20 protein-coding genes are annotated in these 22,735 nt (G+C 53.1%); 5 read left to right on the top strand and 15 right to left on the bottom strand.

Annotated elements, in window-relative coordinates; all coding sequences use genetic code 11:
• The 4 genes from AB1I67_RS07800 to AB1I67_RS07785 all read right to left on the bottom strand — a co-directional run bounded on the left by AB1I67_RS07800 (position 1) and on the right by AB1I67_RS07785 (position 4,368).
• Positions 1-768 (bottom strand): SDR family oxidoreductase, encoded by a 768-nt coding sequence (locus tag AB1I67_RS07800; protein ID WP_367029317.1) that lies wholly within the window; start codon positions 766-768, stop codon positions 1-3.
• Between the two features lie 39 nt (positions 769-807).
• On the bottom strand, positions 808-1,596 hold the full coding sequence (locus tag AB1I67_RS07795) for a 3-keto-5-aminohexanoate cleavage protein (RefSeq protein ID WP_367029315.1): 789 nt from the start codon (positions 1,594-1,596) through the stop codon (positions 808-810).
• 70 nt (positions 1,597-1,666) lie between these two features.
• Positions 1,667-3,934 carry a M24 family metallopeptidase gene (locus AB1I67_RS07790; RefSeq protein WP_367029313.1) on the bottom strand — a complete coding sequence of 756 codons (2,268 nt, stop codon included), beginning with the start codon at positions 3,932-3,934 and terminating at the stop codon, positions 1,667-1,669.
• On the bottom strand, positions 3,931-4,368 hold the full coding sequence (locus AB1I67_RS07785) for a hypothetical protein (RefSeq protein WP_367029312.1): 438 nt from the start codon (positions 4,366-4,368) through the stop codon (positions 3,931-3,933). Before AB1I67_RS07785 ends, AB1I67_RS07790 begins: the two co-directional genes overlap by 4 nt.
• A 286-nt stretch (positions 4,369-4,654) precedes the next feature.
• Between AB1I67_RS07785 and nudC the strand changes: the two genes are divergently transcribed.
• The gene (gene nudC, locus AB1I67_RS07780; RefSeq protein WP_367029310.1) at positions 4,655-5,521 is read left to right on the top strand and encodes an NAD(+) diphosphatase; all 867 of its coding nucleotides are present in this window, start codon (positions 4,655-4,657) and stop codon (positions 5,519-5,521) included.
• Here the strand turns inward: nudC and AB1I67_RS07775 are convergent.
• The 5 genes from AB1I67_RS07775 to AB1I67_RS07755 all read right to left on the bottom strand — a co-directional run bounded on the left by AB1I67_RS07775 (position 5,490) and on the right by AB1I67_RS07755 (position 11,979).
• The gene (locus tag AB1I67_RS07775) at positions 5,490-6,620 is read right to left on the bottom strand and encodes an AI-2E family transporter (RefSeq protein WP_367029309.1); all 1,131 of its coding nucleotides are present in this window, start codon (positions 6,618-6,620) and stop codon (positions 5,490-5,492) included. The genes nudC and AB1I67_RS07775 overlap by 32 nt on opposite strands.
• A gap of 118 nt (positions 6,621-6,738) precedes the next feature.
• Positions 6,739-8,589 (bottom strand): alpha-amylase family glycosyl hydrolase, encoded by a 1,851-nt coding sequence (locus AB1I67_RS07770; protein ID WP_367029308.1) that lies wholly within the window; start codon positions 8,587-8,589, stop codon positions 6,739-6,741.
• A gap of 30 nt (positions 8,590-8,619) precedes the next feature.
• The gene (locus tag AB1I67_RS07765) at positions 8,620-10,863 is read right to left on the bottom strand and encodes an alpha-galactosidase (protein WP_367029307.1); all 2,244 of its coding nucleotides are present in this window, start codon (positions 10,861-10,863) and stop codon (positions 8,620-8,622) included.
• A 36-nt stretch (positions 10,864-10,899) separates the two neighbouring features.
• Positions 10,900-11,733, bottom strand: coding sequence for a carbohydrate ABC transporter permease (locus AB1I67_RS07760; protein ID WP_367029306.1), 834 nt, complete (start codon positions 11,731-11,733; stop codon positions 10,900-10,902).
• A gap of 12 nt (positions 11,734-11,745) precedes the next feature.
• Entirely contained in the window at positions 11,746-11,979 is a 234-nt protein-coding gene (locus AB1I67_RS07755; RefSeq protein WP_367029305.1) for a hypothetical protein, read from the bottom strand.
• A gap of 299 nt (positions 11,980-12,278) precedes the next feature.
• Here AB1I67_RS07755 and AB1I67_RS07750 point away from each other — a divergent pair, with 299 nt between their 5' ends.
• Both AB1I67_RS07750 and AB1I67_RS07745 read left to right on the top strand, forming a co-directional pair.
• A complete protein-coding gene (locus tag AB1I67_RS07750) occupies positions 12,279-12,698 on the top strand; it encodes an HTH domain-containing protein (RefSeq protein WP_367029304.1) in 420 nt (139 codons plus the stop codon).
• 11 nt (positions 12,699-12,709) lie between these two features.
• A complete protein-coding gene (locus AB1I67_RS07745; RefSeq protein ID WP_367029303.1) occupies positions 12,710-13,723 on the top strand; it encodes an IS3 family transposase in 1,014 nt (337 codons plus the stop codon).
• On the opposite strand, the gene AB1I67_RS07740 is transcribed toward AB1I67_RS07745, so the two are convergent.
• Together AB1I67_RS07740 and AB1I67_RS07735 are read right to left on the bottom strand one after the other, a co-directional pair.
• A complete protein-coding gene (locus AB1I67_RS07740; RefSeq protein WP_367029302.1) occupies positions 13,685-14,440 on the bottom strand; it encodes a sugar ABC transporter permease in 756 nt (251 codons plus the stop codon). The genes AB1I67_RS07745 and AB1I67_RS07740 overlap by 39 nt on opposite strands.
• A 39-nt stretch (positions 14,441-14,479) precedes the next feature.
• Positions 14,480-15,775 carry a sugar ABC transporter substrate-binding protein gene (locus AB1I67_RS07735; protein ID WP_367029301.1) on the bottom strand — a complete coding sequence of 432 codons (1,296 nt, stop codon included), beginning with the start codon at positions 15,773-15,775 and terminating at the stop codon, positions 14,480-14,482.
• A gap of 216 nt (positions 15,776-15,991) precedes the next feature.
• On the opposite strand from AB1I67_RS07735, the gene AB1I67_RS07730 reads away from it, so the two are divergent.
• Positions 15,992-16,843 carry an AraC family transcriptional regulator gene (locus AB1I67_RS07730; RefSeq protein ID WP_367029300.1) on the top strand — a complete coding sequence of 284 codons (852 nt, stop codon included), beginning with the start codon at positions 15,992-15,994 and terminating at the stop codon, positions 16,841-16,843.
• Positions 16,844-16,861: 18 nt separating this feature from the next.
• Here the strand turns inward: AB1I67_RS07730 and AB1I67_RS07725 are convergent, their stop codons facing one another.
• From AB1I67_RS07725 to AB1I67_RS07715, 3 genes are all read right to left on the bottom strand, one after another.
• The gene (locus AB1I67_RS07725; protein WP_367029299.1) at positions 16,862-18,424 is read right to left on the bottom strand and encodes an AbgT family transporter; all 1,563 of its coding nucleotides are present in this window, start codon (positions 18,422-18,424) and stop codon (positions 16,862-16,864) included.
• 217 nt (positions 18,425-18,641) lie between these two features.
• On the bottom strand, positions 18,642-19,418 hold the full coding sequence (locus tag AB1I67_RS07720) for a methyltransferase domain-containing protein (protein ID WP_367029297.1): 777 nt from the start codon (positions 19,416-19,418) through the stop codon (positions 18,642-18,644).
• 147 nt (positions 19,419-19,565) lie between these two features.
• The gene (locus AB1I67_RS07715; RefSeq protein ID WP_367029296.1) at positions 19,566-20,393 is read right to left on the bottom strand and encodes an RluA family pseudouridine synthase; all 828 of its coding nucleotides are present in this window, start codon (positions 20,391-20,393) and stop codon (positions 19,566-19,568) included.
• A gap of 251 nt (positions 20,394-20,644) precedes the next feature.
• Between AB1I67_RS07715 and AB1I67_RS07710 the strand changes: the two genes are divergently transcribed.
• Complete coding sequence (locus AB1I67_RS07710; RefSeq protein WP_367029294.1) at positions 20,645-21,295, top strand: hemolysin III family protein; 651 nt, start codon at positions 20,645-20,647, stop codon at positions 21,293-21,295.
• Between the two features lie 274 nt (positions 21,296-21,569).
• On the opposite strand, the gene AB1I67_RS07705 is transcribed toward AB1I67_RS07710, so the two are convergent.
• Entirely contained in the window at positions 21,570-22,727 is a 1,158-nt protein-coding gene (locus AB1I67_RS07705) for a GTPase (RefSeq protein ID WP_367029293.1), read from the bottom strand.
• Positions 22,728-22,735: the final 8 nt, after the last annotated feature.

The raw sequence follows: 22,735 nt of genomic DNA, 5'->3' as shown, positions 1-22,735 counted from the left end.
TCATTTTGCCGCCCATCCGCAGTCTACCAGCAGGTCCGTCCCAGTGATAAAGGACGCTCCGTCGCTTGCCAGGAAATAGATCGCATCTGCGATCTCCGACGGGTCCGCCCACCGTTTGAACGCCTGCTCCGCCTCCCGGAGCTTTTTGACCTCCTCAAAGGGCATCCCTGTCCTGGTCGACTCCAGCTGGATATCGGAGCGCAGCATCGGTGTATCTACGGAACCGGGGCTTACGGAATTGACGCGGATATTGTAGTCCGCCACCTCCCATGCCACCGCCCTGGTAAAGGAGATCACCGCCCCTTTGGTAGCGCCGTAGATCGCATGCTCGGTCTGTCCCACATGGCCTGAGATGGAGCCCAGATTGACGATGGCTCCTTTTTTCTGTTTTTTCATAACCGGCAGCACCAGTTTGGTCAGCACGAAGGTCCCGCCGATATTCACTTTGGCAACCCGCTCAAACTCCTCGTACTTTGTGTCCTCCAACGGCTTTACCACGACGATCCCCGCATTATTGTTCAGCACATCGATGGTCCCGTATGTATCCTCCACGCTCTGGATGAACGCCTCCATCGCTTTCTCATCCTGTACATCCCCCACGCAGCTTAAGCACTCGCCGCCCATCTCATGGATCATATCTTCTGTCTTTGACAACGCCGGGCTGATATCGATCATTGCCACCGCATACCCTTCCTTCACGAATTTCAGGGCGGAAGCCTGGCCGATCCCGTTGGCGGCTCCAGTTACGACTGCTACTTTTTTCCCCATATCCATCTTTCTTCCCTTCTAAGCTTTTATCGGCCTGTCCTATAAACCAAGCATCTCTCTTGCCTGCGCCACAGTCGCCACTTCCCTGCCAAGGCTTCTGGAAATATCGGCGATCTCCTGGACCAGCTCATGGGTCGTACAGATCTTCCCCGCCTGGTTGAAGGGATAGTCCTCTGTTCCCACACGCACGTTATCCCCGTTTACGATCGCTGCCGCCAGAATATCCATCTGCTCCTCGCACATGATGGTAACGGTGCAGGCGCAGTTGTCAGGCATCATCCTGCGGCGGTACAAGTACTCCTCCAAGGTTGCCGGGGACCAGGTGCCGCCCGGCCAGCCAAAGAACAGCGTCGTGATGTACGGCCCGTCCAAAAGCTCCTTCTCGATCAGGCGGTTTAGATTCCAGATCGCGCCGGTATGCCAGATCTCAAACTCCGGTTTCACACCGTACTTACGGCATGCGGCGGCATATTCCTCAAGCTCTGCAAGCGGATGCAGCATATCGCAGTTTACCTGCTTGAACGCCTCCGCATGATGATTGGCAATGATAGAGACCATGTCGTATTTCAGCTCGAACAGCTCGATCCTCTCCTGCAGCGGGATGCTGGACATGCCGCCCTGGAGCAGGATATCGGATTTGGCCTTCACAGAATCATACACCTCTTTCCACTGCCCCTCCGCGTGGGTGTGGAGTACCGTCGCGCCCGCCTCCCGGCACAGCGCGGCCTCCTCACCGATCTCCTGCGCGTTCTGCGGATAGCCAACCTCCGGATGAAGCCAGCAGACATTAGGCGTTGCTACGATGATCAGCGGTTCCTGTTTTCTCATGATAAATTCCCCCTTATTTTTGTTTTATATTGTTGAGGCCAAAATGATTTTTGACCCCTTTGATACCGGATTATTTCTCAATAATATGCTTGGAAATGGTCGTTACCTTCCTGCATCCGTCTTCTGTCACCACATAAGTATCCTCGACGCCGATCAATGCGCCGCCAAAGCTCTCCCATGCCTCGATCTCAAACACCATGTTTTTCTCAAACGGGCCGTCTATGGCGCCCAACGTCCCGAGGATATGGACGTCCTCACACTCTAGCCCCATGCTGTGGCCGATGGAAAATGCCAGGCTGTCCGGGTATTTGGCGGTGTAGTACGCCCGCGCTTCCTCTCCCAGCGCCTTCATGTTGGTCCCGGGCTTTACTCGCTCCTCAATGTAATGCTGGAAATCCAAAAGCGCGTCAATATGCTGCTTTGCCGCCTCCGGCGTTTTCCCGACGATCACGTGGCAGTTCACGTCCGCCACATAGCCTTTATAGTTGGCGCCGAAATCCAGACGGATGATCTCCCCTTCTTTGATGGCCCTTCCCGTTCCGGGGGCCTCGGGATCGGAATCCCCGATGGTCATGGTCAGGTGGTCCCAGTCGGACGCGCCGGCATCCAGCATGGCCCTCTTCCCGATGGCAAGCAGTTCATTGTCCGTCACGCCCACTGCACAGGCGTCGATACATCTGCGAAGAGCGGTCTCGGTGATCTCCGTGGCCTTCAATATGTGCTCCATCTCCCGGTCGGATTTTACAAGGCGCATATCCCGGAACGCCTGGTCTGCCTCCACGATCTGCAGGTTCCATTTGGGATCGCTCAGCACATCCATCACGTACTTGGGCGCGGTGGACTCCACTCCGACCCGTTTTCCTTCCATCCCCCACTGCTTCAGTTTCCACTTTAACGCCCTCTGCACATCCAGCGGGCTTTCAATGCCTACGCTGTCAGCCGCCCAGCACAGGTCTTCGGCGCTCTTAAATACGTTCCAGTGGACGACGGTATTTTCCCCTCTCCTGCGGATCAGCCCCATATAGGGGTACTGGTTTGCCAGGGCCGCCAGTATGGGGTTCGGCGCGCTGTGAAGCACCGGAAGCCCTGTGGTGTAATAGGTGTGGATCGGCGATGTGGCGATCAGAAGATCCAGATCGTATTTTTCCATCACCGCCGCCGCTTTTCCTTTCTCATATCCTATGGGTTCTGCCATTTTTATCTCCTTTAGATTCTTATTGACCGGGATGGACGCCGCCAGCTTTTCCAGGATCTCATGAGTCCTGCCTTCTTTTCCCATCTCCCGGATCTCCTCACATTTCACCGGACGCTTCTCGATATGGGACAGATACCCGGCCAGGATCGCCTCAATAGCGTGCATCGCCTGGTAAGGCGTAAATTCCGGCTGTCTGTTCTCCAGCACGCACATCGCAAAATGCTCATCCTCCCGTTTCACGGAGATCGGATAGTATCTGGGGAACGGTGCGTGTTCACAGTCCGGCTCGTACCATTTCTGCCGCATCCGCTCATCCCTGGACGTCATGGAATAGACCCGCACCGGCTTCTCCCACGCATGGTTCTCAAAGATGGTCCCCTCGGTGCCGTAGACCTCCAGGCTGTTAAAGGGCGGCGTCATCTGTGTAAAGCTCACCATCACATCCGCGATCGCGCCATTTTCATATCTGGCGATCGCCACCGCATTGTCCTCCGCTTTCTCCGGCAGGTTGATCATCTGCTTTGCCGCCACAGCGGTCACTTCCTCACACCGGCTTCCCATGATATACTCGATGGTCGCAAACTTGTGGGCCGCCATATCCATCAGGGAACCGCCGCCCGCCTTGATCGGGTCGCCCTTCCAGAAGCCGCTCATGCTGAGGCCCGGGATCTCATTGACGCCCTCGTATGCCCGGATCATCAGCACCCTTCCGATCGCGCCCGACGCGATCAGATCATGGACACAGTTATGGGCCGGCAGGAACCGGTGGTTTTCCGCGATCATGAACAGGACCCCGTTCTCCTCACAGGCGTCGATCATTCTCTGGCACCCTTCCATGGTGGTGCCCATGGGCTTTTCACAGAGCACATGCTTTTTCTTCTGTGCGCATCTCACCACGATATCATCATGGAAAATGTGCGGTACCATGACCAGCACGGCGTCGATATCGCTCTCAAGCATCTCATCCAGGGTCTCATATGCGGTCATCGGATTGTTTTTATACTTCTTTGCCATGCGTTTTGCATTCTCATAGTTGACATCGTAGATCGCCGTGTACTCCAGGATCTCGGAATCCCGGATGCCGTTGGCATGGAAATAGAACGCACCGCCTCCGCCGACTACGCCAAATCTCACCTTCCTCATGCTCCCGCCCCCTTTTCTTTTGCAATATTTGCGATCCCGTCCAGCGCGCTTTCCAGAATCGGGATAAACCGGATGGCTCCGTCTTTATAGCCTGTGTAATCCACATCGCCGTTCATTTGTGCGACCGCCGAATAGACCTGCCCGTTTATGATCTCCAGCGCCGCATCCTTATGGATCCAGAACGTCACAGCCGGAAACTGGACCGTTCCCTTCAAGGTCCTGCATACTCCGTTTTCAAACAGGATCACGTAGGAATACTCATCAAATACAAACTGGAAACTCTCTGAGTATCCTTTCAGCGTAAACAGCAGGATCTCATCGCTGTTACAGATTTCCTCAAACGCCTGGAACACGTCGTCAAAATCCTGTTCTGTCACAGCTTCTTTTAAAATCTTATTTCCCACATCCACCGCCAGCTGCTCATTTAGAAGCATATTTTTTTCCTCCTCTGTTTCTTGGGCCTCAGCTTTACTTCTCTTGTAATTTCACTATACCATCAAAAAACACCAATTTCACCCCATTTTACGGCGGTTGTTTCACTATATGCAACAACCATTTTCGTTTTCTGTATGTATCTTAAAAATCCTCTTAATCACTAAAAATTAATTTCATTTTATTTATTTGTTAGAAAATTATCATTCTTTTTCTCTATTGCGCCCGCTCCTTTTCCGTACTATAATTGCCGGTAGATGAAAATAAACCGTGAGAAAAGAGGCATTTATGATACAGGACATCGCACCCCACACATTTGACAACGCTTACAGGAATCCGGCTCCGGGGCCGGACAGCTATGCTTTATACTACGAGGGACAAACCGTACTCGTGGATCTTTTAGTGGACGGCACGTTTGATTTTCCGAAATTCAGAGATTTAGAAGCTTTAAATAATGATATCTACCACACCTACACCTATCTGTTTTCCATTGACGGCAGGCCGTTTTACCTGCTGGACCATATCACGGTGCCGGCGCCCTCCGGCTTTACGATGGAAAATATCCGCATGTTCCGGGGAAGCGCGCCGCGCCACCTGGCCTTTGCCGGGATCACCGGACACCAGCTGTACCTGTGGTACGAGAGCAGCCGCTACTGCGGACGCTGCGGGGCGCCGCTCCGCCCCCATGAGACCGAGCGCATGATGTACTGCGACGCCTGCCATCAGATGGATTATCCCCGGATCTCCCCCGCCGTCATCATCGGGGTCACAGACGGCAGCCGCCTGCTGCTCTCCAAATACAACGGGCGCACCTATAAAAAGTACGCATTGCTGGCAGGCTTTACGGAGATCGGAGAGACTTTAGAAGAGACGGTGAAACGTGAGGTCATGGAGGAGGTGGGCCTTAAGGTCTCCAATGTCCGCTACTACAAAAGCCAGCCCTGGTCCTTCTCCGGCACGCTGCTGGTGGGGTATTTCTGCGATCTGGCAGAGCCGGGAGAGATCCGGCTGGATGAAAATGAGCTGGCGCTGGCGGAATGGTTTGAACGTGAGGACATCCCGTTAGAGGACGACGACCATGCCAGCTTAACCCATGAGATGATCCGGTATTTTAAGGAAATGTCTACTCAAGCGCCTCCACCAGATCCTTTATGAGCAGCAGCCCCACAGGCCCCAGCAAAAACCCCACGATCCCAAACAGTTCCAGGCCCACATACATAGACATCAATGTTTCTAAGGGGGACAGGCCCACCCTGTCTCCCATCAGCTTTGCTTCCAGGATCTCCCGCAAAAAATAGCAGATCAGATATAGCGCCAGCAGTACGATCCCCCGTCCCCAGCGTCCGCTAAAAAACATGACCACCGCCCAGGGGATCAGCACGGTCCCTGTCCCGAACACGGGCAGCGCATCCAGTATCCCGATCCCCACTCCCGCCAGGATATAATAGGGATTCCCGAGCAGCCAAAAGCCCACGGTGCAGATCGCCGCGGTCAGCATCATGATGATTCCCTGGGTCTTCAGATACGCATTGGCAACGATCGCAAGCCGCCGCCCGATCAATGCATATTCCCGGTTGTAAATGGACATGGCGCACCGTTTCTTCCACCGGTCCATCTCCTGCAGGCAGAGTCCCACAGAGACTAACACCACCACCAGGATCACGGAGATGCCGATCCCCCACTTAAACACAGAGACGGAATTCACCATCACATACGGCATAGCCGCATTCTTGATGCTGCCCATCAGCCCTTTTAACATTTCCCGCATCAAAACCACCAGCACATTGGCCTTCAGACAGAAGATATCTTCCATGTCATGGCAGACCGCTGTCAGCCATGTATCCAGTATCCCGATCCATTCCGGTATGCGGTTTATGAAAAGACTGGCCTCCAGACACAGCTTCCGGCCGCCCAGATATATTCCCACAGAGACCGCTGCTGTAATGACCAGCAGCTCCAGCACCCCCGCCACGCCGACAGGTATGCCAATGTAATATTCCCCGGCCTTTACACCGGGCGGTCCTGGCTTCCCGCCCGCCCGACTTGCAAACCATCGAGTAACAATCCCCCTTGGTATCCGCACCCGGCAGTGTCCGGCGATCCACTGCGCCGACGGCCGCAGAAGAACCGCCAGCCCCCAGGCCAGCAAAAAGGGAATCACAAGGGGCAGCAGGAAGCGGAAGCTCCCATATACTGCGCCTGTAATTCCCAGTATTAATATAATTTTCTTCAGTTTCTTTTCCGGTTTACCCATGGACTCACCTGTTTCTGATTTGTACTTCCTTTGTACACGTCTTATTCTGTCCGTCACAACTAAAAATATACGACGTTTCAAACAGGTTTTAAATAACACCGGCGGGATATTTTTCCATTTATAACAACGGCTCCAATCGTTTTAACCAACAAAATCCATAGGCCTCCAGCTCTGCCTGCGGCAGCTCACGGATTGCTCCATCCATAAGATCCTCATAACTGCCTTCCTCTCCGCTCACCCTTATGTTCCTTTGCTGTCCGCTGAAATTGAATACTCCGATGATCCGCTCGCCGCCTGATTCCCTCACAAGGCCAAGCACCGCATCGTCTCCGGTGTCCAGTGTGCCAAAGGATGCTGAGGCGTCAAATGCCGTCTGCTGCGCCCGGATCATTTCCAGTTTCCTCAGTCCGTGGAATATCCCGTTCTGGACCGTTCCCGGCAGATCGATCCGCCCTACCAGATCCCACTGAAAGCTGCCCCTGTGAATATAACGGGAATCCGCGGCTTTAAGCGGGTCATCGTGGTAACTGTAGTCATTGACCTGCCCGATCTCGTCCCCGCTGTAGATCATGGGGATGCCGGACAGAAACAGCATAAATGCATGCAGCATCACATCGGTCCGAATTGCCGTCTCCATAGCCGCCTGATCATTTTCAAATCCCGCCTTCTCAATCCCGCACATGGATGCCGACGTTCCGCAGAACCTGGCGTCACCGGTCGCCGGGTCTTCATTGTAAAGTTCCCCCCGGCTCACGCTGTCTGCCCGCTTCCCGGTAAAATAGTCATTTAAGAATTTCTTATGAGGAACCTGCTCCATGCCCCAGGTCTTTAAAAGCGGATAATCAAGCCCCCAGCCGATGTCATCATGACACCGCAGATAGTTCAAAAATGTGTACTCCGGCGGCAGGCTTCCCACGATCTCCATCTGGCGCTTTAAGAGCCGCACATCCCGGGCTGCCAGGGTATGCCAGGTAGTCGCCATGGTGGTCACATTGTAGAGCATGTGGCATTCCGGCTTCTCTACTGTGCCAAAATAAGGCGCCACTTTATCCGGTTCCATCACCACCTCGCCTAACAGCACGGTGCCCGGGCATACGATCTCGCAGATCATGCGCATCATACGGACGATCGTGTGCACCTGCGGCAGATTCCTGCAGTTGGTCCCCAGTTGTTTCCAGATATAGGGCACCGCATCGATCCGTATCACATCGATCCCCCGGTTAGCCAGATATAAAAGGTTAAACATCATTTCCCCAAACACCACCGGATTGCGGTAATTTAAGTCCCACTGGTAGGGATAGAAGGTGGTCATCACATAATGTCCGGTCTCCGGCAGCCAGGTAAAATTCCCCGGCGCCGTGGTTGGAAACACCTGCGGTACCGTGCGTTCATACTGGGCAGGCACAGATCCGTCCCCGAAGAAAAAATAACGGTCCTGGTATTCTTTTTCCCCTGCCCTGGCCCGTTTCGCCCACTCATGGTCCTCAGAGGTATGGTTCATGACAAAATCCAGACAGAGGCTGATCCCTCTCCTGCGGCAGGCATCGGCCAGGGTCTCTAAATCCTCCATGGTGCCAAGCTTCGGCTGCACCTTCCTGAAATCGGCCACCGCGTACCCTCCGTCAGACCGCCCCTCCGGCGTGTCCAAAAGCGGCATCAGATGCAGGTAGTTAACGCCGCACCGCCGGATGTAATCAAGCTTTTCCCTTACCCCGGCCAATGTACCGGCAAATTGCTCCACGTACAGCATCATCCCGGTCATTCCCGGTTTCCTGTACCAGTCTCCGTCCTGTTCCCTCCGCTCATCCAGCCTTTTTAACGCCGGTTTGCGCTCCTCGTAGAACTGGTGGAGCTGTTCCAGCAGGTATGCAAACTGTGACTCATCATCATAAAGTTCCATGTAAAGCCATTTTAACTCATCTAAGTGGCGCTCCAGACGCGCCCTGAAGGTCTGCTCCCCTTTTTTCATATCCGTATCCGTCCTCCTGCGCTTTCCCTGTCATCCGTGTTCCGCCTGGATCCGCCGCAAATGCAGTTTGCAGCTCTGGTATTCTTCCTTTAACCGGGGAAGCGGTATGCCTGCCTCCATCAGCGCCGCCCCACAATACCGGCTTCCGGTTTCCGTATTTTCATACATGCCCTTCGGGTCCAGCCCCGCCAGTCTCACACTCAGGGTCAGCGGGTTTCCGTGGGCTTCCAGTGTCACCGCCTGCATAAGCGCCTCACCCTTATCTTCACTCACATACATCCAGGCCCCCAGCGCATCGCCCGCAGGCGGGCAGGTAAGCCGGTAATAATCCCCATTGTGAATGAGATTCCAGTACTTTTTATATTCCGCCGTCTGTTCCTTCACACAAACCTTTTCCTCCTCAGTGAGGCGGCTTAGATCCAGCTCATACCCAAAGCTGCCCGCCATGGCGACGCAGCCTCTGGTTTCCATGGATGTGATCCGGCCGTTCTGATGGTTCGGCACCGCCGAGACGTGGGAACCCACCGCCGACACCGGATAGCCAAAGGAGGTCCCGTACTGGATATGGATACGGTCGACCGCATCCGTATTGTCGCTGCACCAGATCTGAGGCGTATAGTAAAGCATCCCCGCGTCGAACCGTCCGCCGCCGCCGCTGCATCCCTCGATCAGCAGTCCGGGATACCAGGCCAGAAGTCGCTCCAGAAAATCATAAAGCCCCAGCATATACCGGTACATGACCATCCCCTGGTCCTCCCTGGAAGCGGTGGCTGAATACACATCCGCAATGCTCCGGTTCATATCCCACTTGATATACTCAATATTGGCGTGATCCAGTACCTGACAGATACTCTCAAAAATATGCTCCCTCACTTCTTTTCTTGAAAAATCAAGAACAAGCTGGTCCCTGGCACGCACCGGTCTCCTTCCGGGAACCGCAAATGCCCAGTCCGGGTGGGCCCGGTAAAGCCCGCTGTCCTCGGAGATCATCTCCGGCTCCACCCACAGGCCGAATTTCAGGCCAAGGCCGTTGATCCGCTCCGCCAGCTCCCCCAGCGTGCATCCAAGCTTTGCTTCATTGACGGACCAGTCTCCCAGACCGGTTGTGTCCGTATTCCGATTCCCGAACCATCCGTCGTCCAGCACGAACATCTCCACGCCCAGTTCCGACGCCTGCTTGGCGATCTGATACAGCTTCTCCCCGTCAAAGTCAAAATACGTGGCCTCCCAGTTGTTGATCAGCACCGGACGCCGCGCCGTCTTATAGATGCCCCGGCAGAGATTATGGCGGATCACCCGGTGGAAATTGTGGGACAGGGCCGAAAGCCCCTCTGTGGTGCAGCTTAAGATGACCTCCGGGCCGTAGAATGTTTCTCCTGCTTTTAAGACACAGGAAAACAGCTCATCCTGAAGCCCCATGCTGATCCGGGTCTGTCCGTACTGGTCCCTCTCCGCCTCCGCTTTAAACATACCGCTGTATACAAAAGACAGGCCATAGCATTCCCCGTGACGCTCCGTGGCCTCCCGCCCTGCAAGGATCACAAATGGATTGTACTGATGGCTGGAGGTTCCCCGCCTGCTCCCGATCACCTGCGCGCCGTGACCTACCGCCGTCCTCTGGTAATTCCGCTCCATGGCATGACGCCCATAAAAGCTGATCAGGTCATAATCGCCGTAGAGAAAATCCAGACAGGCCGTCTGCACCTTTAAAAGCTCCAGATCCGCCCCGCCCCGGTTTTCGACCTTGACCGCCCTGGTGATCACATCCCGCTTTGGCAAAACGCCGTAGAACAGCGTGACCCGAAGCCCGTTTGCACGATCCTCCAGGTAGATCTCCAGAGTTTCCGCGCGGTCTGCCTCGCCCGCAGCTCCCGGCGGTTCCGCACTCTCCCCGGCCTCCGCATACACAGCCGGCAGCCCCGGCAGCCCGTATTTCCCCGCCACGATGCTGTGACCGGCATATTTGAGGACCGTACTGACACTCCCGTCCCCGTTTTTCACCACCAGGGCCGGGCTGCGGTAATCGCCGGTCCCCTGGGTCGGATATTCCTGGGGCAGGGCGTCCAGGGAATAGGTGCGGTCGCTTCCCGCCTCATATGGATTCCCCGAAAACCCCCTGTCCTCATAGTTTAAGAGATACTCCATGGAGCCGTCAGCACGCCCTCCGTAATAGAGATGGAGCAGATAGCCGTATTGGTCCACCTTCATCTGATAGGTGGTGTGCTCCGTATGTAGTGTAAATAACCGTCCGTTTTCCTGATAAGTAATCCCCATGGAACTGTCTCCCTTCTGCCTGTCAATATTCTGTATTTATTTTCCGCCTGTCATGGCGATTCCCTCAATAAACTGCTTCTGGAACGCCAGATACAGGATCACCATCGGGACCATGGCCAGCATGGAGCCTGCCATCAGAACCGGGTAATTGGTGGTAAACTGTCCGCGCAGAGTGGAAAGCCCTGCGGACAGGGTCATTTTATTTAAATCCGTGTTGGCGATCAGCGGCCACATCAAGTCAGCATAAGCAAATACTGCCGTAAAGATCGTAAGGGCCGCCATGGATGCCTTTGTGAGAGGCATCATCACCTTTGTAAATACCTGCCATTTATTGCAGCCATCCAGGTAAGCCGCCTCGCCCACCTCGTCGGGAATCCCCATATAGGACTGGCGCAGGAAGAAGGTCCCAAAAGCGCTGACGATCCCCGGGAACACCAGGGCAAAGATCGTATTGGTCAGCCCCATCTTCGCCAGCATCTGATACTGGGGAATGATAAAGATCTGGGACGGCAGCATCATCTGCATCAGCACGATGCCAAACAGCAGGTTCTTTCCCTTAAACTGAAGCTTCGCAAACGCAAATCCGGCTGCGGAGGAAAATGCTACCGCCAGGATCACGCGGAATATGATCAGCAGCGTCGTGTTGAGATACAGCTTCATAAAGGGCAGGCTGGTCAATGCTTTGGTATAATTGTCCGTCAGCCATTGCTTCGGAAGGATGGTCGGGGGGATCTGTACGCTCTCCCCGGCTGATTTGAAGCTGGTGAGGAGCATCCATAAAAACGGGAAGATCATCAGCACTGCCCCGGCTCCCAGCGTCAGATAGACCAGCATCTTTGTTCTCCGGTAATTTCTCTGTAACGAATCCATGATTTTCCCTCCTTATACCTCGTAGTTGACCCATTTTTTCTGTCCCCAGAACTGCAGCGCCGTCACACCTGCTATGAGGAGCACGGTCCAGACAACGATCGCAGACGCATATCCACGGTTGCCCGCCACAAAGGATTCCCGGTAGAACAGATACATGAGCGACTGTGCGCTGGTCAGCGCCGGGTTGCTCTGATCCACCATCATGTAGATCAGGTCGTACACCTTGATGGATGCCATAAGCCGCATGATCAGCACCACAAACAGAGTGGGGGACACCATCGGCAGGGTGATCTGAAAGAACTATAATGTACCCATAAGTGTGGACACATTGGAAAGTGGGGGACCCTCTTTTTAGACAGACCGCCTTGTCAGCCCCTTAAATATGAACAGCCCCCTGCATTCCCGTCCCCTTATAATGCACACACTCTGCTGGTGTACCCGTTTTATTGGACTGCACCCCGGAACTTTAGCCTGGCCCCCGTTTTCTTTTGGCATATTCACTTTCCTTATGGTATTCTTAAATTAAGAACAACAGGAGGAATACCATGAGCAGAAAACCCTTTACCGAAGAAGAAATACTGTTGCTGCGACAAAACCCTTACACCTACAGCGTGACCCAGTTTCAATTGAACCTTACCAAAGAGTTCAAAGAGATCTTTTATTCAGAATACCAGAAAGGGGAACTTCCCCGGAAGATTCTGGAGGATCACGGCTATAACCCGGCCATCCTGGGGGAGCGCAGGATCTGGAGTATTTCCGGCCACATCCGGGAACAGTACAAGAAGTACGGCTGTTTCTACGAAGGGAACTACACACATGGAAAGAGGCAGCCCCAGGAGCAGACGGGTGATAACCATGCATCTGAAAAAGAAGAACTGAAACAGCTTCGGCATGAGGTCGATTACCTGAAACAGGAAGTGGAGTTTTTAAAAAAAATTTCTGCAGTCAGAACTACCAGAAAGTAGGTGCACTGCTCATGAACGACTCTTCGTGTATTTTTGAGATTATTCAGCAGACCCTGGCACAGAACGGGAACACCCTCTCCGCCAAAGAACTCTGTTCGGCAGCCGGGGTTTCCAGGAGCGGCTATTATGCCTGGCTGAAAGCTGCCCCGGTCCGTGAGCAGAAGGAAGAGGAGGACCGCCGGGATTTCGAGCTGGTACTGTCCGCTTATAAGCAGCACGGTTATCCCAAAGGAGCCCGGGGCATCCATATGGCTCTGCTCCACAGTGACCCTCCGGTCATCATGAACCTGAAAAAGATCCGCAGGCTGATGGAAAAGTTCCGGCTGTCCTGCCCATACCGGGGCCCGAATCCCAATAAGAGACTCGCAAAAGCGCTCCGGACTGGAAGTGTTTCGGATAACCTGCTCCGCCGTGAGTTCGAAAGTTATGGGCCGAGGATGGTGTTGCTGACAGATATCACTTACCTGCCTTATGCCGGAAGGTTTGCTTATCTGTCTACGATCCTGGATGCTTTTACGAAACAGATACTCTCTTATGTGCTCAGCGAATCGCTGGAAGTGGACTTCGTACTGGAAACAGTGGAGAGGCTGATCGCAGACCATGGAATCTCCCTGCATGCCGAAACAATTATCCACAGCGACCAGGGCTGTCATTATACCAGCCGAAGCTTTATCAACATCCTTTATGACAGAAAACTGCGCCAGTCCATGTCCCGCAAGGGCTGCTGCTGGGACAATGCCCCGCAGGAAAGCTTCTTCGGGCATATGAAGGACCACATCAGGGGAAACCTGGCGGATTGTGCTGCGTTCATCGAAGTAAAGTGTGTGATAGATGACTATATGGAGTACTACAATAATGAGCGTTACCAATGGAAACTTGCAAAGTTAGCCCCAAACGAGTTTTATGACTTTTTCATCACTGGGAAGTATCCACTGGATATCCCCAACAGGCCGTCCTGTCCGGTGATTACAAAAAGGCCGGAGGAATTAGGAGGCAGAATACTTCAAAGTAACAAGATTACTTAAAACTATCATAGAATACCATAATAATAGAAAACAGGACATCTGAGAACAGGATGTAGGTAAAAGAGGAGGAAAAATAAACTGCCCCACTTTTAAAAATGTCCTTGACAAGGGGGACAGTTCAAACTGCTGCACCTTGCTGGCCCCGTCTAAGCTTGCCGCCTCATAGTAGCTTTTGGAAATATTCTGGATACCCGATAAAAGCAGCACCGCGTCATACCCTACGGCGCTCCAGATCGCCACCACCGCGCAGGCCGGGAGCACCAGCGCCGGGTTGGTCAGCCAGTTTACCTTGGTTCCGATGATCTGGTTGATGATCCCGTACTCCGCGTTGAAGATCCATTTCCACACCATAGCGATAGCCGCGGGCGCCACTACCATCGGCAGGAAATAGATCGCCCGAAACGCCGTCTTGCCCGCGATCTTCGCATTTAACAGGACCGCCGTCAGCAGGGAGAGGAACACTCCCAGCGGCACGGTCAGGATGCAGAAGTAGATGGAATTCCAGGTCGCTTTCCAGAATTCCTTATCGGAAAACATCTGTACATAGTTCCCGACACCCGTGATCTCATAATATCCAAAGGGATGCGTGGTGGAAAAACTTAAGACCAGGGTCTGGATAAACGGATATACGTTTAACAGTACCAGGCCGATGATCGTTGGCGCTACCAGCAGATAGCCCCATTTTGCATCTTCTGTAAGCCATTTTTTCTTTCCCATGATTTCCTCCTGTTCTTGAGCGCTCTAGACGTCAACCTTTTACGGCGCCTTCGCCTCGTCAACCTGTTTCTGCATCCGCGCCAGCCCTTCTTCCAGGGTCAGCTCGCCGCTGTAGATCTTAAGCAGAATATCATTTACCTGCGTCTTCCAGTTAGGCCTTGATGCATTGTTGACGCTCTGCACGCCGTAAGGGAACATCTCTACACAGTGCTCCACGCTCAGCTTGTGTTCAAACCGGTCAAACGCCTGGATCCAGGTATCTTCAAGCCCTATGTAGGCAGGGATGGCCGCGCCGGACATTCCCTGTACCCGCTGCCCTTCCTCAGAACCGCAGAACTTTAGAAAGTCCAGGGCGTAGGAGAGCTTTTTCCCTTTTGCGCCGGTAGCGTAGGACAGGCCGTTGGAAATGGTAGCCCTTCCGTCCCCGCTCACCGGATCCGGGCATTTGGGCAGCACCGCGATGTCCCACTGGCCTTCGATATCCTTGTTGTTCTCCATCATGGACATCAGGTTCCAGTTGCCTTCTAAGTACATGGCTCCCTGCCCGGAGGCGAATGCCGTGCCCGGGTTGGTCTCCGCAAAATAATTCTGATCCGGGCACCAGGGTTCTTTCTGAAGATTGATATAAAATTCCATGCCCTTTTTCGTACCCGGCTGATCAAATCCCGCCTTCGTCTTATCCTCGTTTAAAATATACCCGCCGGCCTGGTACACGAAATTCCAGTATCCGAGCTGGTCGTCCGCATAAGCCATATAACCGTATTTTCCGGTCTTCTCATAGATGGCTGCGGAAGCGCTGCACAGATCGTCCCAGGTCCAGGTCTCATCCGGATAGGCGACTCCCGCCTGGTCGAACAGTACCTTGTTGTAGACCAGGCCTATGGTATCCTTATCCTTCGGCACACCGTACATCCTGCCGTCGGAGCCTCTGGCATTGTCCTGGGAGATCTCGGAATAATGCTTGTTGTAATAATCCGGGTCCACATCGTCATAGAGATCCGTCACATCTGCCAGCATCCCGTAATCTGCGTATTTCAAGATCTGGTTCGTATGCATCCAGAATATATCCGGAAGCTGGTTTGATTCCGCCGCGGCGTCCAATTTGGTCCAGTACTCATCCCAACTGGTGACCTGTACATCCACCGTCACCTCGGGATGCTTTGCCATGTAGGCGTCCGCTATGGCCTGCATTCCTCCACGCTGGGCATTATCCCAGATCTGAAAGGACAGGCTGACCTTGCCGTCCTGTCCGGCGCCTGCACATCCGCTTAAAGCCGAAGAAGCCATCAGGACCGCCAGTCCTGCGGCAATGCTTTGTTTCTTCCATTTCAGCATAATATCTACCCCCTGTTTCCTACTGGTTACCCGCGCGGTAATGCTTTACATGGATATCATACTATCTGCAAAGCTCAGAGTAAATGTATGGATTTTGTGGATTATATACCAAAATGCTGTTTTTCTCTCTTATGGTTGATGTCAGGACGCATTTTGGTATATAATAGGGATGATTATTGCAGATTATGTGGATTTTCGTGACAAGGGAGATGCTTTATGGACCATATGATGTTTTCTATTTTTCCAAATGAACGGTTTGTTGACCTTGGTTTATATCAATATGGGTGGGAGGAATGTGAACCGCTGCACTCCTATGGCCCTTATGCCAGGAACCATTATCTGTTCCACTATGTGATCTCCGGAACCGGCACGCTCCAGTCCACCGATTCCAGGGGGATCACCAACACTTACAAGATCAAGAGCGGCGAAGGCTTTATGATCTTTCCCAAGCAGGTGAACACCTATTACGCGGACAAGGACCATCCCTGGGAGTACACCTGGCTGGAGTTCGACGGGCTGCGGGTGAAGGAAGCCATAGAGCTTGCGGGACTGGATATGGATCATCCGGTCTACCACTCCAACGCGCGGGACTTGACGGCCCAGTTAAAGAACGAGATGCTCTACATCGCTCAGAATCCAAACCAGTCCCCCTATCACCTGATCGGGCATCTGTACCTGTTTTTGGATTATCTGACCCGCTCCTGTGCCTCCCGCAAGCTTCTCCAGAGCGGGAAGATGCGGGACTTCTATGTAAAAGAAGCCCTGTCCTTTATTGAACAGAACTTCCAGAATGATATTTCGGTTGAGGATATTGCCGCTTTCTGTAATTTAAACAGGAGTTATTTTGGAAAGATCTTCCGGGATGCAACGGGCAAAAGCCCCCAGGAATTCCTGATCAGCTACCGCATGAGCAAGGCGGCGGAGCTGTTGAAGCTGACAGAGCTGGCGATCCGGGATATCAGCAACGCCGTCGGATACCCCAGCCAGCTCCATTTTTCCAGAGCATTTAAAAATGTGTACGGGATCTCCCCCAGGGAGTGGAGAGCGCAGAATAAGCTTACACCATAGTGGAGCAGCCCTAACTCCTCAGAATGTCATGGCCGCGCCCGGCCCCAGCGGAAGCCCGAGCATCATCCATACCACTAAAAGCACCGACCAGCCGATCATAAAGAACAGGCTGTAGGGCAGCATGGTGGAGATCAGGGTTCCGATGCCGGAATCCTTGTCGTACTTTTTGGCAAATACCACGATCATGGCAAAGTACGTCATTAAGGGGGTGATCAGGTTCGTGCAGGAGTCGCCGATGCGGTACGCCACCTGGGTCAGCTCCGGTGAGTAGCCAAGCAGCATGAACATGGGCACAAATACCGGCGCCAGGATCGTCCACTTGGCGGAGGCAGATCCCATCACCAGATTGATCAGGGCTGAGAACAGGATGAAACAGATCATCAGTACAGGCCCGCCAACGCCCGCCTGCTCTAAAAAGGACGCGCCCTTTAAGGCCAGCACGGACCCCAGCTTCGTATAGTTAAAGTAACTGATGAACTGGGCCGCCACAAAGGCCAGGGCGATATAGCTTCCCATGGCGGACATGTTGACGCCAAGCTGATTGCACACATCCTTCTCATCCTTATAATTGCCCGACACCCTGCCATATACCACGGACGGCAAGAAGAACAGAAGAGCGATCAGAATGATCAGACCATCCATGAACGGGGAGTTGTTCATCAGGCTCCCTGTCTCTGCATTTCTCAAAAATGAGTTCTGCGGCAGAGCCAAAAGCGCCACCGCTGCAATGAATCCGAACAGAGTCAGATTCGCCAGCCGCAGGGCCTTTTTTTCCTGCCCGCTCAGCGCCGTGGCCGTCTCCACATCTTCACCGGTATGCCGGTGGGCCGACAGGCGCGGTTCCACGATCCGGTCCGTCACCAGGGTCCCGATGACCACAATGACCACCGTGGACACGATCATAAAATACCAGTTGGCCGTAGGCTGCACCACATAGGCCGGGTCCACCATACGGGCCGCCTCCGTGCTTAAGCCTGCCAGCATCGGATCTAAGGTGCCGATCAGCAGATTGGCGGAGAATCCCCCGGAAACTCCCGCAAACGCCGCCGCCAGTCCTGCCAGCGGATGCCTTCCGTATGCCATAAATACCACGGCGCCGATGGGGATCAGCACCACATAGCCGATATCCGAGGCCACATTGGACATGACGCCCAAAAATACCAGCATCGGTGTCACGATCATGGCTGGCGTCACGGACACCGCTTTTTTCATCAGGGCGGACAGATATCCGCTGCCCTCCGCGCATCCCACCCCAAGCATGGTCACAAGCACCACGCCCAAAGGTGCAAATCCTGTAAAATTGTTCACCGCCTGGGTGAGCATATAGGCCAGTCCCTCCCGGTTCATCAGGCTGACTACCGTGATGGTCTGTTCCGATACTTCCATTGTCTTTGCATCAATCATTTCCCCGGTAGCCGACACCCCCAGTGCCGCGCACAAACCGGAAATCAATACGATTGCCACCGCCAGGATGGCAAACATGGTAATCGGATGGGGGAGTCGGTTGCCGGCAGTTTCAACTATATTCAAAAATCTGGCAAACCACGTCAGCTTTTCTCTCTTTGCTGCTTTGTTGTTCATTTCCTTACCTCCATCTGTTTTCACGCTGCTTTAGAACTGTTTTGTATCCCTACAGTTGAAAAGCTTTTTCAATTTCCTTTTTGGGAAATTTTATCCATAGTATATTACTATGAATTCAAATTCTTACCCATTATATAAGAAAATCTGTGCCTGCGTCAACAGATATCGACAATCTGACATGGATTGCCTTTTCTGGATATGCCCTGTTCTACCGCTTCTACCGCTGTTTTGCCGGTTTCACTGCCCTGGTTGCTATAAAGGAACTGCAATATTGATCCAGCAGCCTTTCTCCGCCGAACGTATCTTCATAAAAACCGGTGAGATAAAATCCCGCCTCCATCTGGCCCTGGATCTGTGCCTCCAAGGTATGTCCAAACTCAATCGCGCCGTTTTCCTGGTCACTCTTCTGTTCTTCCGTGAGATGATCCAGATCGGAATAGGGGATCGGATACTTCACCTGCAGGATCCCCTCCTCCTGCAGATCCCAGTCAAACAGGTAAAACACGGGATTCATAAATCCGCTGATCATGACCCCGCCCTCTTTTAATACGCGGAATGCCTCATTCCACACCGGCTGAATATCGGGAATATATACGTTGGAGACCGGATGGATAATGAGATCAAACTGCCGGTCCTCAAACATGCTCAAATCACGCATATCCGCGCATACGGTCCGAATATCAAGATTCTCCCGCTCTGCCACGATACGGTCCTGCCCAAGCTGTGATTCTGAAAAATCCAGCACGGTTACTTTAGCTCCTGCCGCCGCCAAAACAGGCCCCTGCTGTCCTCCGCCTGATGCCAGGCACAGAACATCTTTTCCACGGACAGGTGGAAACCACCCTGCAGGAACCGGTCTCGTGGCTGTCACAACGATGCTCCATATCCCGCCGCGGGCTTTTTCTATCAGCTCGCCCGTTACCGGCAGTGTCCAGGGATTCCCCTGTTTTACTTTTTCATTCCAGCTTTTTCGATTGGTCTCGAGTATGTCCATGTTTCATCCCCCTGTATTTTTTTGTCAGATATTTTTATATCGGATATTTTTATGTTGGGTATTTTTATGTTAAGTATCTTTATGTTGAGTAGCTTTATATTCAGCAGCTTTATGCGATGTAATTTTATATTGTCTCGCTTCCACAGTTTATTGAGGTATATGAAATTCCCGGAAGATCTTTCCGTCCGGAGCCTGCCGGAATGTCATGGTTTTTCCCGTCACCGGGTGGGCGAAGGTGAGCTGGTATGCCGCAAGGGCGACATCCGCACGGCTGCGGACGGACGGGACTGGAGGCACACTGGCCGCCGGCTCCGCCAAATGTCCCCGTGATCCGTTGTGGATAAGTCCAGCCAATGGAACTGACGGCGCTCTGCCAGGCGCTCCTGCCGGGCCGCATGTCCCGCCAAACTGCGGATTATACCGATTATCCCCCCAGAGCGGCAGTCCATGGCCTGCCATCTGCACGCGGATCTGGTGATGTCGCCCGGTCAGCAGCTCGATCTCTGCCAAAGACAGCAGTCCATATGGCTCCACCTGCTTTGTCTCCAGCGTCCGGCAGATAAGTTCCGCCTGCTTCGCCCCGGTTATCCCCATATCCACAATCCGGGATACGTTCATTTTATCGTCCTTCAACAGATAATCCACATAGTTTTCCACATTATCCACAGGTTTTCCACAAACCACTGCCAAATAACGCTTCTTCATCTTCCCTTCCGCCACCTGCCTGCTTAAGACCGCAGCGGCTTTCTTCTCCTTGGCGTACACCATCACGCCGCTGACCGGCTTATCCAGCCTGTGGATAACTCCCACATAGGGTTCTCCGGTTTTTGGGGATGTCTTTGTGGATAACTTGTGTATATGCCGCCGGATCTCACTGACCATATCCGCCCCAAAACCACGGCTGGACTGGGATTCCATCCCCACCGGCTTCCACACCACAATCATATGTTCATCCTCATATAAAATGCGCAGCATGTTTTTTCCTCCGCTTTTCTTTTGATTAAAAGTTTCTTTCTGACATAGATCAGAAATATTCCAGGTCATTACTTTGATTATCAAAGTTTAATGATTCTTTTTTAAAAAACCTTGCATTTTTTCTCCAACAGATGTATAGTATACTAAACAGTTATATGTAGTTTTGATTACTACATATTAAAGTTTTTAAAACTCAAATCGACAGGAACGTCATCCAAAGAACGTTCTGAGATCCATAAAGGAGGCATTTTATGAAATTCAAAGTTAAAGATCCAGGCAGCGCCCTCACTCATTTTATCGGTATGCTATTGGCGTTATTTGCCTCTGCCCCACTGATCATCAAAGCGGCGCAAGCGCCGGGCTACACCCACATACTCTCCGTGACCATCTTTATCATCAGCATGATACTGCTCTATGCAGCAAGCACCATTTACCACACCCTGGACATTTCCCCAAAGGTCAACCAGGTTTTGCGGAAAGTAGATCATATGATGATCTTCATGCTGATCGCCGGCACCTACACTCCAATCTGCATACTGGTCCTGGGCGACCGCACCGGCTGGACCATGCTGGCACTGGTATGGGGCATCGCCGTCGTAGGCATGCTCATCAACGCCCTATGGATCACCTGCCCCAAATGGTTCTCCTCCCTGATCTACATCGCCATGGGCTGGGTCTGCGTCCTGGCCTTCGGCAAGATCACCTCCTCCCTCCCCAGAACCGCCTTTTACTGGCTCCTGGCCGGGGGCATCATATATACGGTGGGTGGAATCATCTATGCTTTAAAGCTGCCGATATTTAATAAAATGCATAAAAACTTTGGCTCACATGAGATATTTCATTTGTTCGTCATGGGCGGCAGTTTGTGCCATTATGTTATGATGTACGCGTATGTAGCTTAGCGGTGCGAAAAGACGGGTAGATAAATTACCGGAGGGGAGCTTGCTCATCTCCGGTAATTTATTTACCTGGCTTTTCATAGGGCGAAGCCCGCGCGACCGACGCATTGAACACTTGGCGAGGTCTTCCGAGCCTAGTGTGAAAGCGCACAGAGGGCATGGAGCGAAGCGGAATGGAGGTGGCGCGCACCGCGAACTCCCGCCAGTACCCCATCAAACTTTCCCCGCCCGGCCCCCCTCCCCGCGGTCCAGCGTAGCGTTGACCTCTCGCATCACCTCACCCTTTCCTCTTCCCCTCAAACAACCGAACAATCACCTTCCCAATCTCCTTCGCGTCCTTCCCATTCAACTCCTTACCAAGTCCCCCCAGATACCCGGCGATCAACCTTGAAAACTCGCTGTCCGCAAACTTCTTCACCCAATCCAGATCCTCCGCACTCAATTCACCCCTGGCGATCTTCTCCATGACCGTGGCAGCGATCTCCCCCACCACAGCCGTGATCACTCCCGCCACCGCCGCATTCAACAGATCCGCCGCAATATTGATCCCCGGGATCGCCTTTAACCCGGACAAAAGCGTCTTTGCGCCCACCGACACCATCCCGCTCTGCACCACGATCTCGGCGATATCCTTAACCCCCGAATCATCCTTCTTCACTCCATAAATCTTTGCAATCCCGATCACCAGCCCTGACTGCAGCGGCACCAACAGCGCAGAATCCGCGATCGGTATGGGAATCGCACCGATCAAAGACGCGCTGACCGTCGCGGCACCGATCAGTGCATTGGCATTCCCCCGCCTGATCCGCATCTGAAGCGCAGAGACCGCCGTCTCATTCAGCCGCAGCGCCTCCGGCATCACCTGATTGGTCATCTCAATCAGATCCTCAAGCCCCACCGGCGGCACGATCACCTCATCATTGATCCGATATGGACGCGCCACCACCGAAACGATCCCCTTCACATTCAAACTGCTTTTCGTATAATTGTCCAAAGCCGCCCGAACCATCGCCTCATTATCCACCCGCTCCGTTTGAGAATAAGATTTCGTCAGAACAACAATGATGGGAATATCCTTCCATAACTTCGAGACATTTTTAAGCGTCTCCAGATTCTTCTTAAACACCCGCTTCGATGTCGCATCCAGACAATACCATATCAAATGGATATACCGTTTCTTGTCCTGCGACTTCACGCTGGTCTTAGACCACTTCTTAATGGCGTTCCTGGTCTTCATCTGTTCGATCAGCCCATACTCCAGCCCTCTCGTGTCAATCACGCGAAAAGGCACCAGATCATTCTCATAGATCGCCATTTCCCGGGTGACCGCCGGGCCGTCCCCCGTTTTCGCCCGGTCGAATTTGAACACCGCATTGATCAGCGTGCTCTTTCCCGTGCCTGAATTCCCCATGACCAATACATTGGCTTTCTCCATCTGTACCT

The organism is Clostridium sp. AN503 (assembly GCF_040719375.1).
GTDB lineage: Bacteria > Bacillota > Clostridia > Lachnospirales > Lachnospiraceae > Brotaphodocola.
This window is presented reverse-complemented; position numbering and strand designations above follow the sequence as displayed.